The sequence below is a fragment of the Sphingomonas prati genome (genome assembly GCF_014643515.1).
GTDB lineage: Bacteria > Pseudomonadota > Alphaproteobacteria > Sphingomonadales > Sphingomonadaceae > Sphingomonas_R > Sphingomonas_R prati.
In genome coordinates, this window is sequence record NZ_BMJP01000005.1 from 40,427 (window position 1) to 57,787 (window position 17,361).

A 17,361-nucleotide genomic window follows, 5' to 3' on the forward strand; every position below is an offset into this window, starting at 1 on the left:
AGGGAGCAGGTTTGGACCGGATCGATGTCATGCGGCTGTTCGTGCGGATCGTTGAGCGCCGCAGCTTCACAGTCGCAGCGCAGGATATCGGCGTCCCCCGCTCGACCGTAACGCAGGTGATCAAACAACTGGAGGAGCGGCTTGGCGTGCGACTGCTTCAGCGCACGACCCGGGTCGTCAGCCCGACTTTGGACGGGGAGGCTTATGCGCGCCGGTGTATCGCTATTCTGGCAGAGATTGAGAATGCGGAGGGCGCGTTCGGCGGGGCGAAGCCGAAAGGCGTTTTACGCATCGAGGTGCAGGGCGCTATCGCCCGGCATTTTCTGTTGCCCGGACTACCGGATTTCCTCGCCATGTACCCCGATCTTGAAATCATTATGAGCGAGGGCGAGCGTTGGGTTGATGTGGTGCGGGAAGGCATCGACGTTGTGTTGCGTTACGGGCAGCTGGCTGACAGCGACATGATCGCGCGCCGGGTAATGGTGATGCACCGGATGACCTGTGCCACACCAGCCTATCTTGAACGGTTCGGCAAGCCCGAGGGAATCGATGATCTTGAGGGCCACCGCATGATCGGCCTGCGCTCGCTCACGACCGGGCAGCTTGCTCCGCTCCAGTTCGCCATTCGCGACGACTACCGCACGATCACTTTGCCAGCACCCGTTTCAGTTACCGGCACCGAAAGCTATCTCGCGACGGCGCTGCTCGGCTTCGGCATATTTCAGGTGCCGCACTTCCATGCGAAGAAGCACCTCGCTACAGGCGCTCTCCTGCCGATACTGCCGGACAACCTGCCGCCATCGGTGCCTGTTTCCCTGCTCTATCCGCCCAGCCGGCAGCTCTCCCCCCGGGTCCGTGTGTTCATGGATTGGGCGACCCGGCGGCTTGGTAACGAGGGAAGCTAGAAAGGTGGTGCTGTCATAACCGGTCGATTTCAACGCTGCAGCCTGATGCATGGTTTTCTCCAAGTTCCGAGGTGTCAGAAGCCTGTTTCGAAATGTCTGCTACGGGATCGATGATTTAGACGCACCGAAGCCCACATTGCCGCTGCTGTACCGCTCCCCGTTCGCGATGAAGAAGCGTCCGCTTCTGCCATCTGAACACGCGAAAGCAGCCAGGCCGTGACCCACCATTGGCAGGCCTCCGAAACCCCTATTCCGCCACATAACGAATGTCCGCTTGTCGCTTCCGCTCCCCCCAAGGCGGCCGGGCTGCTTCCACCAATAGCGGACGTCGGGCGATGCGACCAAGGCGACGAACCTCGTTGCCCCTCCCCCGTCGCCCCGGTCCTGTGTGCGGTCACTGGCGGCAAACCGGCACTGCGGTCGTGACCGACATGCGGGCGCGTATGCAGCACTAGCATCCCCCGCCCCGCCTTCACCAAAGCACTCCACCCCCCGAACCTTGCGACCGTAACGATATCCGCATACCCCCGCCCCGCGACATCGCCCCGGGGGAAACACGCGTGATCCAGACCGTCCAGACGACCGCCTTCACCGACCAGAAACCCGGAACGTCCGGCCTGCGCAAGAAGGTCCGCATCTTCGCGCAACCGCATTATGCCGAGAACTTCATCCAGTCCGTGTTCGACAGCCTCGCCGACTTCGCGGGCGAAACGCTCGTCATCGGTGGAGACGGCCGCTACCTGAACCGCGAAGTGATCCAGACCGCGATCCGCATGGCCGCCGCCAACGGGTTCGGCACGGTGCTCGTCGGCCGCGGCGGCATCCTGTCCACCCCCGCCGCCTCGCACATGATCCGCCTGCACAAGGCGTATGGCGGCCTCATCCTGTCGGCCAGCCACAACCCCGGCGGCCCGGACGAGGATTTCGGCATCAAGTACAATATCGGCAACGGCGGCCCCGCGCCCGAGGCGATCACCGACGCCATCTACGCGCGGACCAAGACGATCGACCGGTACCTGACGCTCGACACGCCCGACGTCGATCTCGACCGCGACGGCGAAACGCTGGTCGGCACCACGCGCGTCCGGGTCGTCGATCCGGTCGCCGCCTATGCCGACCTGATGGAAACGCTGTTCGATTTCCCCGCGATCCGCGCGATGATGGCGTCCGGCACCCGGCTGTCATTCGATGCGATGCACGCGGTCACCGGCCCCTACGCCACCGAAATCCTCGAACGCCGGCTCGGCGCGGCCCCCGGCACGGTCGTCAACGGCACGCCACTCCCCGATTTCGGCGGCCACCATCCGGACCCCAACCTCGTCCACGCGCACGAACTCCACGCCCGCATGATGGCCCCCGACGCGCCCGATTTCGGCGCCGCGTCGGACGGCGACGGCGACCGCAACCTCATCATCGGCCGCAACATCTTCGTCACCCCCTCCGACTCGCTGGCACTGCTCGCCGCCAACGCCCACCTCGCGCCGGCTTACGCGAAGGGCCTCGCCGGCATCGCGCGCTCGATGCCGACCAGCCAGGCCGCCGACCGCGTTGCCGCCGCCCTCGGCATCCCCGCGTACGAAACGCCCACCGGCTGGAAATTCTTCGGCACGCTGCTCGACGCCGGCCTCGCCACGATCTGCGGCGAGGAAAGCGCCGGCACCGGCTCCGACCATGTCCGCGAGAAAGACGGCCTCTGGGCGGTCCTCCTCTGGCTCAACATCCTCGCCGTCCGCCGGCAAAGCATGGTCGAGATCGTCCACGACCACTGGTCGCTGTTCGGCCGCAACTATTATGCCCGCCACGATTACGAGGGCGTCCCCACCGCCGGCGCCGACGCGCTGATGGCGGCGTTGCGCGCGCAACTCGACACGCTGCCGGGCACGACCGTCGAGGGCCTCACCGTCACCGCGGCGGACGACTTCGCCTACACCGACCCGACCGACGGCTCGGTCAGCCTGAAACAGGGCGTCCGCATCCTGTTCGACGGCGGCTCCCGCATCGTGTTCCGCCTCTCCGGCACCGGCACCGAAGGCGCCACGCTCCGCCTCTACCTCGAACGCTACGAACCCAATGACGGCAAACTCGACCACAGCGTGGCCGAAGCCCTAGCCCCCCTCATCACCGCCGCCGAGAAACTGGCGAGCATCAAGACCCACACCGGCCGCACCGAACCCGACGTCATCACCTAACTCCCTCCCCCCACCGGGGGGAGGGCCGGGGTGGGGGGCTTAGGCCAGACAGCCCCCCAACCCAAACGCCACGGAAAAGCCCTCTCCCCTCCGGGGAGAGGGTTGGGAGAGGGGAACAACGCCCACGGCAAGGTCCCACCAAGCCACACCCTCCTCCCCACCCCTCCCCCCGGTGGGTGGAGGGAGCCTGCCCCACCAAGCAAAACCGAAGCGCCCCAACGCTCGCGCCAGTCCACCCCACCCTTTCCGCGTGCAACGCCGCCCCGCCTGCCGTAAAGGAAACGGATATGGAAAAGCCCCGCCTCGTTCTCCGCGCGCCTGCCGCTGCCGTCGTTCCCGCCGACGTGGTCACCCCGGTCCCGCCGGTCGTCACCACCGCGATCGCGCGCAAGCTGTGCCTGCAGGCCACCTACAACAAGACGTCGATCCGCATTGCGCCGCACGTCCTGTACACCCGCCACGACGATCCGATCCTTGACGCGGTCGTGCTGGAACGCGACGGCGCGAAGCCCAAACTGATCAAGCTCGGCGCCTTCCGCCTCTCCGGCCTGACCGACCTGGCGCTCACGTCCTTCCCCTTCACCCGCCATCCGCAGTTCGACGCCGACAACCCGGCCTACGGCGAAAACGTCATCCTGATGGCGACGCCGAACTAGGCGATCGCCCAGGTCCACGGCGGGCCCGGCCACGCTTAACCGGTTGTTGACGCCCGTCGACTAACCCGGACGCGTGGCAAGATCCGAACTCCCGATCGTTGCAGTCCTGGCCGTGGCGGCCGTCGTCGGCGGGGCGGTCGGCTACGCGTCGCTCCCGGCCTCGCCCGCCGAGGCCGACGCGCCCACGTACACGCCCATGCCCACTGCCACGTCCACGCCGATCCGCAGGCTGGCCATCACGACCGGCATCGTCCGGCAAAGGCCGCCCCAACCCGGCGACCGCTGGGGCGGCTGCAACAGCGCTCGCGCCGCCGGCACCGCACCGCTCTACCGCGGCGAACCGGGTTACCGCGAGGGGATGGACGGGGACGGCGACGGCATTGCCTGCGAACCGATCCCCTGACGCCTCAGCCCGGCCTCAGCCCTCGCAAGCCTTGATCGCCGCCGGCTCCGGCCGGGCCCCGCGTGCCTCGTACATCGCCAGATACCCGCCCGCCGACGGCATCGGCCGGCGCTCCACGCGGACATAGCCCACCGCAGCGAATTCGCAGTCGAGCAGCGCCGGCGGCGTCCCGTGGTTCTGCGTCGGACGGTCGGCATCGACCACAACCACCCGCCCCCCGGCGCGCAGCGAAGGCCGCAAATGCCACAGGAATTCGTAGGGCGACGCGATCTCGTGATACATGTGGACCAGGAACACCCGGTCGAAACTGTTCTCGGGCAGCTTGGGATCGGCCGGCGTGCCCAGCTTCACGCTCACCATGTCCAGCGCCTCGCGCGTCACGCGTTCGGCCAGCTTGTCGCGCACCGCGGGCAGGATATCCTCGGCCAGCACGCGCCCGTCGGGGCCCACGCGCTGCGCCAGGCGGATCGTGTAATATCCCTCGCCCGCGCCGATATCGGCGACCGTCATGCCCTTGCGCACGCCGCTATAGTCCATGACCGTCCCCGCCTCGCGCAGCCGGTCGCGTTCCTCCTCGTTCGACCAGCGGTCGGACACGATCGCCGCCACCGGGCGGTGCGCGGTCGGGAATTCGGACGGCTTCACCTTCGTGTCGCCCGCGGCCGGCGGGCTCGCCGCACCGCATGCCGCGACCATCAGCAACAGGCCCAGGCTTGCGGTCGTCCGCATCACTCCACGTCCTCCACGTCCACTTCCTCGCCCGTCACGCGCTGCGACAGGGCCGCCGCCATGAACTTGTCGAGATCGCCGTCCAGCACGTCGCCCGGCGCGGTCGACGTCACGCCGGTGCGCAGGTCCTTCACCAGCTGATAGGGTTGCAGCACATAGGACCGGATCTGGTGGCCCCAGCCGATCTCCGTCTTGGCGGCATAGCCCTCGTCGGCCGCCGCCTCGCGGATCGCCAGCTCGCGCTCGTACATCCGGGCCTTCAGCTGCTTCAGCGCCTCGGCCTTGTTCTTGTGCTGCGACCGCTGGTTCTGGCACGCCACGATGATCCCGGTCGGGATATGGGTGATGCGCACCGCGGAATCGGTCGTGTTCACATGCTGCCCGCCCGACCCGGACGCGCGGTACGTGTCGATCTTCAGGTCCTTGTCCAGCACCTCGATGTCGATGTCGTCGTCGACCTCCGGATACACCCAGACGCTGGCGAAGCTCGTGTGGCGCCGCGCCGCGCTGTCGTACGGGCTGATCCGCACCAGCCGATGCACGCCGCTCTCGGTCTTGGCGTAGCCATAGGCATTCTCGCCCTTCACCAGGATCGTGGCGGACTTGATCCCCGCCTGCTCGCCCGCATGATGGTCGATCAGTTCGACCTTCAGGCCGCGCCGCTCGGCCCAGCGCGTGTACATGCGGCTCAGCATCCCCGCCCAGTCCTGGCTCTCGGTCCCGCCCGCGCCGGCGTTCACCTCGATATAGCTGTTGTTGGCATCCGCCTCGCCCGCCAGCAGCGCGGTGACCTTGTCGCGCTCGGCGCGCTCGGCCAGGGCGGCCAGGCTCGCGACGCCGTCGTCGACCATCGCGCCGTCGCCCTCGGCCTCCGCCATCTCGATCAGCTCGCTGGTATCGGCCAGCTCGCCCTCGATCGCGCGCGTCGCGTTGACGGCCTCGTCCAGCCGGCGGCGTTCGCGCATCACCTCCTGCGCGGCCTTCGGGTCGTTCCACAACGTCGGGTCCTCGACGCGGTTGTTCAGCTCCTCCAGCCGCCGCAGCGCCCGGTCCCAGTCCAGGAAACGGCGCAACAACGCCAATGCGGCATTGATCTGGTCGGCGTGGGCTTGCGCTTCGGCGCGCATGACGATTCTCCGGTACGGTCGCGGCCGCCCCATCGGGACCGCCGCGCAATCCCAAGCAAATAGGGGACATGCACGCCGTTCCGCAACCCGCGACGTGGCGCGCCCGCTTTCCGGCTGGCGTATCGCCCGGAACATATTAGGATCACCGCAATATTCCGGGGGGGTTTGTCATGCGGTATCGGCGTTCGGGTGTCGTGTTGTCTGTCGCGGCTTTGTTGTCCGCGTGCGGCGGCGGCGGCGGCGCACCCGTCACCGGCGGCACGGCGCCCACTTCGACGCCAACGCCGACCCCCACGCCCACGCCCACCCCGACCCCGGTCGCCTCCACCGGCTGCTCGCTGCGCGAACGGCAGGACTGGGCCGCGGCACAGCTGCGCGAATGGTATCTGTTCCCCGAAACGCTGCCGGCCAGCCTCGATCCCACGCCCTACAGCTCGGTCGATACCTATGTCGACGCGCTCACCGCCACCGCGCGCGGCCAGCGCCGCGACCGCTATTTCACCTACCTCACCTCAATCAAGGGCGAGGACGCGTTCTACGCCACCGGGTCTAGCGCCGGGTTCGGCTTCCGCCTGTCGGGCGATACCGCCGCGCGCCGCCTGTTCATCGCCGAAACCTTCGAAGGCACGCCGGCGGCCGGCGGCGGCATCGAACGCGGCGACGAAATCCTTGCCATCGGGTCTGGCGATACGCCGCTCCGCCCGGTCCGCGAATATTACAACTTCGGCGGGGCCGATCCGATCGGCGTCGCGCTCGGGCCGAACACGCCCGGCCTCGTCCGCACGCTCCAGGTCACTGGCCCGGCCGGAACGCGCCTCGTCACGCTGACCAAGACGGAATATGACATAGCGCCCGTCTCCAGCCGCTACGGCGCAAAAATCCTCAACGACGGCGACCGCCGCGTCGGCTACGTCAACCTGCGCACCTTCATCTCCAGCGCCGATCCCGCGCTTCGCACCGCCTTCGCCAATTTCCGGGCACAGGGCATCACCGACATCATCGTCGACATGCGCTACAATGGCGGCGGGCTCATCTCGGTCGCCGAAAACCTCGTCGATCTGCTCGGCCGCGACCGGACCGTCAGCGATGTGCAGGGCTACACCGCCTTCCGCCCGGAAAAGGCTACCAACGACACCGTCCGCTATTTCCGCACGGTGGCCGAATCGGTCGCCCCGACGCGCGTCGCGTTCATCGGCACGGGCGGCACCGCGTCGGCCAGCGAACTCGTCATCAACGCCTTCACGCCCTATTTGCGCAACCGCGCCGCGCTGATCGGCGGCAACACCTACGGCAAGCCGGTCGGCCAGATCGCGCTCGATCGCCCGGCCTGCGACGATCGGCTCCGCGTGGTCGCCATCGCGGTCCAGAACAGCGCGCGCTCCGCCGCCTATTATGACGGCCTCGCCACGACGGTGGAGGCCAGCTGCGCCGCCAACGACGACATCGCCTTCCCGATGGGCGACCCCCGCGAATCAAGCACCGCTCGCGCGCTCGACTTCCTCGCCGGCCGCCCCTGCACCCGCATCACCGCCGCGACCGCCAGCGGCATCGGTTCACGCAGCCTCGCCACCGACCGCGAACTCCTGATCCCCGCAAAACCCGACACCGCCCAACGCGAGGTCCCCGGCCTGTTCTGATACGCCGCCGCCTCCAAACCCCGGCCAGTTCAAGCGCCACCCTCCGTTCGGTTCGAGCCTGTCGAGAACCCGGCGCAGTTCTCGACAAGCTCGAACCGAACGGAGGATGGATCCGGTCCCGCCGCCACTCCCCAACCCAAGCTCCACCACACCCGCATTGTCCGCCCGCGCCGATCCCCCTAGACACGTCACCGCACCCCGCGCCCCTCTTCGACAAGGACATCGCGTGACCGTTATCCGCCGTCTCGGCATCGGCCTGCTCGCCGTCCTCGCCTTGCTCTTCGTCTTCGCGCGCTACCCGGCCTGGGGCGGCGACCGCCTCGTGGTCGCCGCGCGCACCAATTTCCACAAGGGGCCCTACACCGCCTATGCCCAGCCCTGGGGCGGCGACGCGGACCCGCTCTACCGCTATTGGGCGACCTATGCGGACACGATGCGGATCGACCCCGCGCGCTTCCCGAACAACACCGCGATGCACTGGCGCTGGCCGCCGCACGCGCCGCGCGGTGCCGGCGTCTGGGCCTATGACTTCATCGCCTACGGCAATTACGACGGCGGCCCGCCCGAAACGCCCGTGCCCCCGCGCCAGATCGACCGCATCCGCACGCTGCGCCACGATTTCGCCTGGACCAGCACCGGCCTCGGCCGCGCCAACGTCCTCACCGAATTCTACCTGCGCTCCGATCCGGCCGACAGCGAATCCAAGCTGCTCGAAATCGGCTTCCTCCTCTCCGCCCCGCCCCGCACGATCGCCTTCGCCGACAGCGGCAAGCCCATCGGCCAGTACCGCGACGCCGCCGGGCGCGAATGGAAAGCATCGCTCAACGAGAAATACGTCCTGTTCCTGCCCACGGACAACGCCCCGGTCGCCAAGGGCACGCTCGACATCCTCGCCGCGCTCCGCTGGCTGAAGGCGCAAAAGCTCGTCACCGGCACCGAATGGTTCACCGGCATCGCGATTGGCGCCGAACCCATGGCCGGCTTCGGCCACCTCCAGATCGACCGCTGGAAGGTCGAGTACGAGTAACCGCTCGGTCGGCGCCCCCCAAATCCGTTCGGTTCGAGCTTGTCGAGAACTCGCGCAGTTCTCGACAAGCTCGAACCGAACGGGGGGAGGTAAAGCCCCGCGTCATCCAAGAAGCTGCCCCCAACCCCGTCCTACCCGAGCGAAGTCGAGCGCCCCTTCGAGCGAAGCCGAGAAGCCGACCGTGCCTCACCGCTCACCTCCGGGGAAAGTCAGCACGCGCTTAGGCTAGGTGCGAGCCCCAAGCCTTTAGTCTAGGCCAAAACCCCCAACCCCGTTCAGTTCGAGCCTGTCGAGAACCGCGCGCAGTTCCCGATCAACCCAACGAGCGGACCCTCAGTAAATCCCGCCCTGCCGCTCCATGAAGTCCGCATCCTTCGCACGCTGCGCCCGCCGCGCGGTCGCGGCTTCCGCCTCCGCCGCCACGGGATCCTTCGGCCGCCCGCGCGCCGCGAGCGAAGACCGCCGGATCGACCGCCGCGGCTCGCTCTCCGGCTTGAACGCTTCCCAGATCACCGGCGCCAGCGGGTCGTTCGTCGGCCACGTGCCGTAGACCTTGCGACCCGATCGCCGGTCGATCCGCACCATCCGGATCCCCGGCGGCGCCTTGAACGGCACGACCGGCATGTCCGCCATCGCCACCTTCGCGAACTGTTTGAAGATCGGCGCGGCCAGCGTTCCGCCCTGCGCGTAGCCGCCCATCGGCCGCGGCTTGTCGAAGCCCATGTACACGCCGGCGACCAGATCCTGCGATCCGCCCACGAACCACACGTTGGTCGGCCCGGTCGACGTTCCCGTCTTGCCGAACAGCGGACGGTTCAGGTCACGCAGCGTCGTCGCGGTCCCGCGCTGCACCACGCCTTCCAGGATATGCACCGTCTGGTACGCGGTCATCGCGTCCATCGCCTGCTTCGTCCGCACTCGCGGGCGCGGCATCGGCTTGCCGTCCCAGTCCTTCATGTTGCACCGCTCGCACGGCCGCATGTCAGCGCGGAAGATCGTCTTGCCGTGCCGGTCCTGGATCAGGTCGATCAGCGTCGGCTTCAGCGACCGCCCCTGGTTCGCCAGCATCGCATAGGCGTTGGTCAGCTTGGCCACCGTCGTATCGCCCGCGCCCAGCGAGATCGCCAGCACCGCGGGATAGGTACCGATATCCATCGCCTTGGCCGTCGCGACGATCTTGTTCATGCCGGTCTGCGATGCCGCGCGCACCGTCATCAGGTTGCGCGACTGCTCCACGCCCCAGCGCATCGTCTGCAGCCCCGCCCCGCGCGCACCGCCGAAATTGACGAAGCATTTCCGCCCCAGCCGCGCGGACTGGTACACGCAGAACGGCGCATCCATGATCTTCGTCGCCGGCGTCATCCCCGCGTCCAGCGCGCTGGCATAGACGAACGGCTTGAAGCTTGATCCCGGCTGCCGCATCGCCTGCGTCGCGCGGTTGAAATCATTGCCGCGTTCGTCGAACCCGCCCTGCATCGCCAGCACGCGGCCGGTGTGCGGGTCCTCCGCCACCATCGCGCCCGACACTTCGGGGATGTTGCGCAACACCCAGTCGCCGCCCTGGCGCTTCACCGCGATGATGTCGCCCGCCTTCATATATCGGAACGCAGTCCCGCCGATCCCGCGGCGCGGCATGGCGGCGCCCCAGGCGGGTAACGTGCCGGTCGATCCGTCGGTGAACCCGATCGTCGCGGCGCTGCCCGCCTTGTCCAGCACCACCGCCGCGCGCCAGTCGTCATACCCGACGCCGACATTCGCGCGCACCAGACCCGTGCGCCACGCACCGCCCGCGCCCAGATCGCCCGCGTCGATCGTCGCGATCGCCCCGCGCCACCCGCGCCCGGCGTCATACCGCATCAGCCCGTCGCGCAGCGCGTCCTCCGCCGCCTTCTGCACCTTCGGGTCGAGCGAGGTCCGCACCCACAGCCCGCCGTCATAGACGCTGTACGGCCCCTTGTCGGACTTCTCGCCATATTTGGCGATCAGCTCGCGGCGCACATCCTCCAGGAAATATCCGCCCGCCGGCCGCTTCGGCGGGCGCGCCTTGGCCACCGTGCCGAGCGGCGCGGCATCCGCCTCCGCGCGCTGCGCCGCGGTGATATAGCCGTTCGCCTCCATCTGGCGCAGCACATAGCCCCGCCGCGCCAGCGCCCGGTCCGCATGGCGTTCGGGCGTCAGCGTCGACGGCGCCTTGGGCAGCACCGCCAGATACGCCGCCTCCGGCAACGTCAGCTGCCCGACATCCTTGTCGAAATAGGCGCGCGCCGCGGACTGCACGCCATAAGCGTTCCGCCCGAGGAAGATCTGGTTGAGGTACAGTTCCAGGATCTGCTGCTTGGTCAGCGCCGCCTCGATCCGCCGCGCCAATATGGCCTCGCGGATCTTGCGGGCCGGCGAATATTCGTCCCCGACCAGCAGGATCTTGGCCAGTTGCTGCGTGATCGTCGATCCGCCCCGCGCCCGCTCGCCCGATCCCATCTTGGTCAGATATTCGAACACGCCGTTGCCGAACGCCAGGTAATCGATCCCGCCATGTTCGAAGAACGTCTTGTCCTCCGCCGACAGGAATGCGCCGACCAGCACCTTCGGAAACTCGTCGAACGACAGCTCGACCCGCCGCTCGCGCATGAACGCATAGACCGGCTGCCCGTTGATATCGCGCACGTTGGTCGGCAGCGCCGGCTCGTAGGCCAGCAGGCTCTCCGCCGACGGCAGGTCGCGCGCGAACACCATCCAGAACCCGCCCGCCGCCACGCCGGCCAGCAGCGCCAGCACCGCCAGCACCCGCACCCAGCGCCGCGCGAACAGCGCCCGCATATGGCCGGGCCCACGCCGCAACCGCACGTGCATCGATTCCGCTGTCTCGTCCATCGCGCGCCGGTCTAGGGGACCCTGCCAGACTTTACCAGACGGGGCAGATTTCGCCCGAACGCCCCCCGCAGGCGCCGGCATCGTCCGCACTGGCTATCCCGCGCGACATCGGTCAGGATCTTTGAAACCGAGGCCACCCATGTCCGCACGCCACATCGATCTCGCCGGCACGCGGCACCGTTTCGACGGGCTGGCGCATGTCCTCGCCGCCGCGACCCCGCTGCGGTCGGGCGATACACTGGCCGGCGTCGCGGCCGACAGCGCGGAACAACGCGTCGCCGCGCGCTGGCTGCTCGCCGATCTGCCGCTGACCACCTTCCTCACCGAACCGATCATCCCCTACGAAACGGACGAGGTCACCCGGCTGATCGTCGACACGCACGACACCGCCGCCTTCGCGCCGCTCGCCTCGATGACGGTCGGCGCGCTGCGCGAATGGCTGCTCGCCGACACGACCGACGGCGCGGCGATCGCGGCGTGCGCGCGTGGCATCACGCCCGAAATGGCGGCGGCGGTGTCGAAACTGATGCGCAACCAGGATCTCGTCGCGGTCGCGCGCAAGATCCAGGTCGTCACCGCCTTCCGCGACACGATCGGGCTCACCGGCCGACTCTCCGTCCGGCTTCAGCCCAATCACCCGACCGACGACCCGACCGGGATCGCCGCGTCCATCCTCGACGGGTTGCTGATGGGGGCCGGCGATGCGGTCATCGGCATCAACCCGGCCGGCGACTCCGTCGCGCGCGTCGCCACGCTGCTCGCGATGATCGACGAGATCCGCGACGGGCTCGCCATCCCGACGCAGTCCTGCGTGCTGACGCATGTCACCAACACGATCGAACTCGTCCGCCGCGGCGCGCCCGTCGACCTGTGTTTCCAGTCGATCGCCGGCACGGAGGCCACCAACCGCAGCTTCGGGATCGACCTTGCGCTGCTGCACGAGGCGCAGGACGCGACGCTTGGGTTAGCCCGCGGTACGGTCGGTCACGACGTGATGTATTTCGAAACCGGCCAGGGTTCCTGCCTGTCCGCCGATGCGCATCACGGGGTCGATCAGCAGACGCTCGAATGCCGCGCCTATGCGGTCGCCCGCGCATACCGGCCGCTGCTCGTCAATTCGGTGGTCGGCTTCATCGGCCCCGAATATCTCTACGACGGCAAGCAGATCCTGCGCGCCGCGCTGGAGGATCATTTCTGCGGCAAGCTCATGGGCCTGCCGATGGGGCTCGACATCTGCCACACCAACCATGCCGAGGCGGATCAGGACGACATGGACACGGCGCTGACGATGCTCGGCGTCGCGGGCGTCAGTTTCATCATGGGCGTTCCGGGCGCGGACGACATCATGCTCGGCTATCAATCGACCAGCTTCCACGACGCACTCTATGCCCGGCAGGTCCTCGGGCTGCGGCCCGCGCCGGAGTTCGAGGCCTGGCTGGCAAAGGTCGGATTGACCGACCCGGCCGGCCGATTGAGCGACACAGGCGGCACTGCGCTTGCAAGCCAAAGCATACCCGCTCTGACGGCGCTCCTTGGCTGATCCCCCCGCCCCGCTCGATCTTGCCGCCCGGCTCCGCTCGCTGACGATCGCGCGCGTCGGTCTCGGCCGGGTCGGCGCCGCGCTGCCGACCCGGCCGATGCTCGATTTCCAGCTCGCCCACGCCCGCGCGCGCGACGCGGTCCACGCCGCGCTGCCGATCGGTGCGATCGCCATCGCCGGCCACGCCGTCATCGACGTGCGCAGCCGCGCCGTGGATCGCACCTGCTACCTCCACCGCCCAGACCTTGGCCGCCGGCTCCACCCCGACGACGCAGCACTGCTGCCCGCGGGCGAGCCCGACCTCGCCATCGTCGTCGCGGACGGCCTGTCCGCGGTCGCGGTCGAACGACACGCCTGCGCCCTGATCGCGGCGCTGCTCAAACGGCTGCCCCACTGGACCGTCGCGCCGATCGTCGTGGCGCGTCAGGCGCGCGTCGCGATCGGCGACGAGATCGGCGCCGCCTTGCGCGCGAAGATCGTCGTCGTGCTGATCGGCGAGCGTCCGGGGCTCAGTTCGGCCGAAAGCGTCGGCGCCTACATCACCTGGGCCCCCGCGCGTGGCCGTCGCGACAACGAACGCAACTGCGTCTCGAACATCCACCCGCCCAACGGACTCGACTATGCCAATGCCGCGGACGAGATCGCCACGCTCTGCCGCGCCGCCCGCGATGCCGGCCGGACCGGCGTGCTGCTCAAGGATTTCGCCGGCGACAGGTTGCCGGACGCCGCCCCGCCGCGCTGATCCGCAGGCCCGCCCGCTATCGACGCGGCGTCGACGGGCGTGATGCCGCCGCCCGGCCATGCTAGGCGGCATGCAGAACGGAATCAGGTAGACGCATGGCCCGCAAGCAAACGAGACATTCCGCCAACGAAGACCTGTCGCAGGACGACGCGGCGCCCGAACCGGTCCCGCCCTGCTGGCTCTGCGGCCGGCCCACCGGCAAGATCGTCGTCTGGCACCATCCCGTCCCGAAAAGCCGGGGCGGGCGCGACGTCGTGCCCATGCACCCGATCTGTCAGCAGACGATCGTCGCGAACTTCACCAACACCGAACTGCAACGGCACGGCATGGATGTGGACGGCCTGCTGGCTGACCCGGCGGTGCGCAAGTTCGTCGACTGGGTGGCGAAGAAGGACCCCGATTTCACCGCGACGCAATCGAAGAAACAGCGCTGACCACCGCCCGGTCCGCACCGACGCGATCGGACCATCGTTGGTGCCCATACGTCGCCGCCCGCGTTCCCCGTTCTGCCTTCACCGGAGACCGACCATGACCAACGCCTACACACCCCCCGCCGTCTGGACCTGGGACACCGAAAGCGGTGGCCGCTTCGCCAGCATCAACCGCCCGATCGCCGGCGCCACGCGTGATCAGCCCCGGCCGATCGGCAAGCATCCGCTCCAGCTCTATTCGATGGGCACGCCGAACGGCGTCAAGGTCACGATCATGCTCGAGGAGCTGCTCGCCGCCGGCCATGCGGGCGCCGAATATGACGCCTGGCTGATCCGCATCAGCGAAGGCGACCAGTTCGGCAGCGGCTTCGTCGAACTCAACCCGAATTCCAAGATCCCCGCGCTTGCCGACCATAGCGGCGCGGAACCCGTGCGCGTCTTCGAATCTGGCGCGATCCTGCTGTATCTCGCGGAAAAGTTCGGCGCGTTTCTCCCCACGGCGGGTCCGGCGCGGGCCGAATGCCTCTCCTGGCTGTTCTGGCAGATGGGCAGCGGCCCGTTCGTCGGCGGCGGCTTCGGCCATTTCTACGCCTATGCGCCGGAGAAGATCGAATATGCGATCAACCGCTACGCCATGGAAACCAAGCGCCAGCTCGACGTGCTCGACCGCCGACTGGCGGACACCGAATTCATCGCCGGCCCGGACTATACGATCGCCGACATGGCGATCTGGCCCTGGTACGGCCAGCTGGCACAGGGCGAACTCTACAGCGCGGCCGAATTCCTCCAGGTGCAGGACTATCGCCACCTCCAACGCTGGACCGATCAGCTCGCCGCCCGCCCCGCCGTGCAGCGCGGCCGCATGGTCAACCGTGTGATGGGCGAGCCATCGAGCCAGCTCCATGAACGTCACGACGCCGGCGACTTCGACACCCGCACCCAGGACAAGCTGTCGAACGACTAACGACGAGTCTGCCGGGCGTCGGTCCAACCGATCGACGCCCGCGCGACGCCGCTGGCCTTCAACCAATCCAGCGCCAGATCCCCGCGGGCCACCCCGCCAGCGGAATATGCGCCCAGGTGGCGGCGAGCCACGTCACCAGACCACCGCCCAGCGCATGCATCCCGAACCCGCCGAACCGCGCCCGCCCCGCCAGGATCGCCGCAAACGGCAGGTAGCTCGTCCGCGCTTCCCACGCGGGCCAGCCTTGCGGATCGAGCGCCGCCTTCTTGCGATCCTGCAACGCCGCACCGACCAGCGCCAGCACGATCATCGCACCCGACAGCACGATGTTCTTCGCCACCGGGTAGATCAGGATGTGCGAGACGCCCCAGATCGCGAACGCCCACATCATCGGATGCCGCGTCACGCCGAACACCCCGCGCGCCTCCGCCGTGCCCGCGTCGACCGCTGCCCCCGCCAGCGCCGGATTGCGGACGAGTGAGCCCAGCAGCAGGACCGACGCGATCAGCATCAGCGCGCTCGACACCGCCCACAACCCATCGCCGACCGCCCACAGCGGCGCGGTAATTTCCGCCGCCCGGTACGCCCACACCATCGCCCCGAACGTCGCGAACGCCACGAGCGAATACACGCCCTGAAACCCCTTCTCCCCCAGCGCGTCGACCAGCGGGCGCCGCAGCGGATGCGACATCACGAAATGCGTGCCGACAAATGCGGCCGCCGTCGCCAGAACGGCCATCGACCCGGTCATTGCTTGTCCCCCCGATAATGCCGACGATCCTGCCACCATCCGGCGGATCAGGCCACCGGCCCTTTGGTCCGCTCCCCCGGCTTGCCGCAACCCGCGCGCCGCGGCATGACCGGCGCGCACGATCGGGCTCCATGCCATCCCTGAAGGTCTGCCACGAACGCGGCATCCGCTCCGTCTGGATCGATCGGGAGGGCGAACCGCCGAACCCCGATTGGCAGCCGGACGCCGTGCTTCAGGACCTTTCCGCACTGCCGGACCTGCTCCTCCCGATCCGATCGCGATGATCAGGCGGCGTCCGCGCCCCAGCCCGCCAGCACGATCTTGCCGCGCGTCGTGGCGCTTTCGATCTGCCGATGCGCCGCGATCAGGCTGGCCGCATCGATCGGCGTCATCGTCTCGGTCAGCGTGGTGCGGATCGCGCCGGCATCGACCAGCTCCGCGACCGTATCGAGCACGCGGCCCTGCTCGGCCATGTCCGCGGTTTCGAACAGCGAACGGGTGAACATCAGCTCCCAATGGACCGACACCGACTTGCGCTTGAACGCCACGATGTCGAGGCCGGCGGGATCGTCGATCAGCGCGAAACGCCCCTGCGGCGCGATCAGTTCGGCGATGTCCGACAGGTGACGATCCGTATGGGTCGTCGAAAACACGAACGCCGGCGCGTCGATGCCGAGCGCGGCGATCTGCGGAGCGAGCGGCCGGGCATGGTCGATCACGTGATGCGCCCCCAGATCCTGCACCCACTGCCGCGTTTCGGGGCGCGACGCGGTCGCGATCACGGTCAGGTCGGTCCGCGCCCGCGCGATCTGGATCGCGATCGATCCGACCCCGCCCGCGCCGCCGATGATCAGGATGGTTCCCGCCCCGCCACCGGCCACGCCGTCGCTCACTCGCAACCGGTCGAACAACACTTCCCACGCGGTGATCGCGGTCAGCGGCAGCGCCGCCGCCTCCGCCGCCGTCAGTCTCCGCGGACGGCGGCCGACGATCCGCTCGTCGACCAGCTGATATTCCGCATTGCTCCCGTCGCGGACCAGCGACCCCGCATACCATACCGCATCGCCGACCTTGAACGCCGTGACGTCCGGCCCGACCGCCGCGACCACGCCGGCCGCATCCCAGCCCAGGATCCGCTCAGACCGCCCGTCGAACGGGGCCGCGCCGCCCCGGACCTTGGCATCGACCGGGTTCACCGACACCGCCTCCACCGCGATCAGCAGGTCACGGCCCGTCGCCACGGGCTGCGGAAGGTCGATGTCGATCAGCGCATCCGGACGATCGATCGCGCCGGGCTGGCGGTAGGCAATGGCGCGCATGGGGCAGGCTCCGTTCGGTAATGGGTCCGCCGCATGTAGAAACCGGCGCACCAAATGCCAGACACCGGAC

Annotated in this window: 16 protein-coding genes; 11 read left to right on the forward strand and 5 right to left on the reverse strand. The window is 68.6% G+C overall.

The window, feature by feature from the left end; all coding sequences use genetic code 11:
- The first annotated feature begins 11 nt into the window (after positions 1–11).
- From IEX50_RS14175 to IEX50_RS17525, 4 genes are all read left to right on the forward strand, one after another.
- Positions 12–905 (forward strand): LysR family transcriptional regulator, encoded by an 894-nt coding sequence (locus IEX50_RS14175; protein ID WP_157177092.1) that lies wholly within the window; start codon positions 12–14, stop codon positions 903–905.
- 560 nt (positions 906–1,465) lie between these two features.
- Complete coding sequence (locus IEX50_RS14180) at positions 1,466–3,094, forward strand: alpha-D-glucose phosphate-specific phosphoglucomutase (RefSeq protein WP_157177091.1); 1,629 nt, start codon at positions 1,466–1,468, stop codon at positions 3,092–3,094.
- A gap of 287 nt (positions 3,095–3,381) precedes the next feature.
- Positions 3,382–3,750 carry a hypothetical protein gene (locus tag IEX50_RS14185; protein WP_229674060.1) on the forward strand — a complete coding sequence of 123 codons (369 nt, stop codon included), beginning with the start codon at positions 3,382–3,384 and terminating at the stop codon, positions 3,748–3,750.
- Positions 3,751–3,823: 73 nt separating this feature from the next.
- Positions 3,824–4,153: an excalibur calcium-binding domain-containing protein gene (locus IEX50_RS17525; RefSeq protein WP_229674062.1), complete on the forward strand. Its 330-nt coding sequence runs from the start codon at positions 3,824–3,826 to the stop codon at positions 4,151–4,153.
- Between the two features lie 15 nt (positions 4,154–4,168).
- Here the strand turns inward: IEX50_RS17525 and IEX50_RS14195 are convergent, their stop codons facing one another.
- Positions 4,169–4,882, reverse strand: a complete 714-nt coding sequence (locus tag IEX50_RS14195; protein ID WP_157177090.1) for a class I SAM-dependent methyltransferase — start codon at positions 4,880–4,882, stop codon at positions 4,169–4,171.
- A complete protein-coding gene (prfB, locus tag IEX50_RS14200; RefSeq protein ID WP_157177089.1) occupies positions 4,882–6,009 on the reverse strand; it encodes a peptide chain release factor 2 in 1,128 nt (375 codons plus the stop codon). Before prfB ends, IEX50_RS14195 begins: the two co-directional genes overlap by 1 nt.
- A 170-nt stretch (positions 6,010–6,179) precedes the next feature.
- Between prfB and IEX50_RS14205 the strand changes: the two genes are divergently transcribed.
- Positions 6,180–7,646: a S41 family peptidase gene (locus IEX50_RS14205; protein WP_157177088.1), complete on the forward strand. Its 1,467-nt coding sequence runs from the start codon at positions 6,180–6,182 to the stop codon at positions 7,644–7,646.
- A gap of 226 nt (positions 7,647–7,872) precedes the next feature.
- Positions 7,873–8,673 (forward strand): hypothetical protein, encoded by an 801-nt coding sequence (locus IEX50_RS14210; RefSeq protein ID WP_157177087.1) that lies wholly within the window; start codon positions 7,873–7,875, stop codon positions 8,671–8,673.
- A 333-nt stretch (positions 8,674–9,006) separates the two neighbouring features.
- On the opposite strand, the gene IEX50_RS14215 is transcribed toward IEX50_RS14210, so the two are convergent.
- Positions 9,007–11,544, reverse strand: coding sequence for a penicillin-binding protein 1A (locus IEX50_RS14215; RefSeq protein WP_157177086.1), 2,538 nt, complete (start codon positions 11,542–11,544; stop codon positions 9,007–9,009).
- A 139-nt stretch (positions 11,545–11,683) separates the two neighbouring features.
- Between IEX50_RS14215 and IEX50_RS14220 the strand changes: the two genes are divergently transcribed.
- The 4 genes from IEX50_RS14220 to yghU all read left to right on the forward strand — a co-directional run bounded on the left by IEX50_RS14220 (position 11,684) and on the right by yghU (position 15,221).
- Positions 11,684–13,084 carry an ethanolamine ammonia-lyase subunit EutB gene (locus IEX50_RS14220; protein ID WP_157177085.1) on the forward strand — a complete coding sequence of 467 codons (1,401 nt, stop codon included), beginning with the start codon at positions 11,684–11,686 and terminating at the stop codon, positions 13,082–13,084.
- Positions 13,077–13,826: an ethanolamine ammonia-lyase subunit EutC gene (eutC, locus tag IEX50_RS14225; protein WP_157177084.1), complete on the forward strand. Its 750-nt coding sequence runs from the start codon at positions 13,077–13,079 to the stop codon at positions 13,824–13,826. Before IEX50_RS14220 ends, eutC begins: the two co-directional genes overlap by 8 nt.
- Before the next feature lie 95 nt (positions 13,827–13,921).
- Positions 13,922–14,260: a hypothetical protein gene (locus IEX50_RS14230; RefSeq protein ID WP_157177083.1), complete on the forward strand. Its 339-nt coding sequence runs from the start codon at positions 13,922–13,924 to the stop codon at positions 14,258–14,260.
- 94 nt (positions 14,261–14,354) lie between these two features.
- Positions 14,355–15,221, forward strand: a complete 867-nt coding sequence (gene yghU, locus IEX50_RS14235; RefSeq protein WP_157177082.1) for a glutathione-dependent disulfide-bond oxidoreductase — start codon at positions 14,355–14,357, stop codon at positions 15,219–15,221.
- A 58-nt stretch (positions 15,222–15,279) separates the two neighbouring features.
- Here the strand turns inward: yghU and IEX50_RS14240 are convergent, their stop codons facing one another.
- Positions 15,280–15,972: an NnrU family protein gene (locus IEX50_RS14240; RefSeq protein WP_157177081.1), complete on the reverse strand. Its 693-nt coding sequence runs from the start codon at positions 15,970–15,972 to the stop codon at positions 15,280–15,282.
- A 131-nt stretch (positions 15,973–16,103) separates the two neighbouring features.
- Here IEX50_RS14240 and IEX50_RS14245 point away from each other — a divergent pair, with 131 nt between their 5' ends.
- Positions 16,104–16,256 (forward strand): hypothetical protein, encoded by a 153-nt coding sequence (locus IEX50_RS14245; RefSeq protein WP_157177080.1) that lies wholly within the window; start codon positions 16,104–16,106, stop codon positions 16,254–16,256.
- Here IEX50_RS14245 and IEX50_RS14250 read toward each other — a convergent pair whose 3' ends face one another.
- Entirely contained in the window at positions 16,257–17,291 is a 1,035-nt protein-coding gene (locus IEX50_RS14250) for a zinc-binding alcohol dehydrogenase family protein (RefSeq protein ID WP_157177079.1), read from the reverse strand. It lies immediately after the preceding gene.
- Between the last annotated feature and the right edge of the window lie 70 nt (positions 17,292–17,361).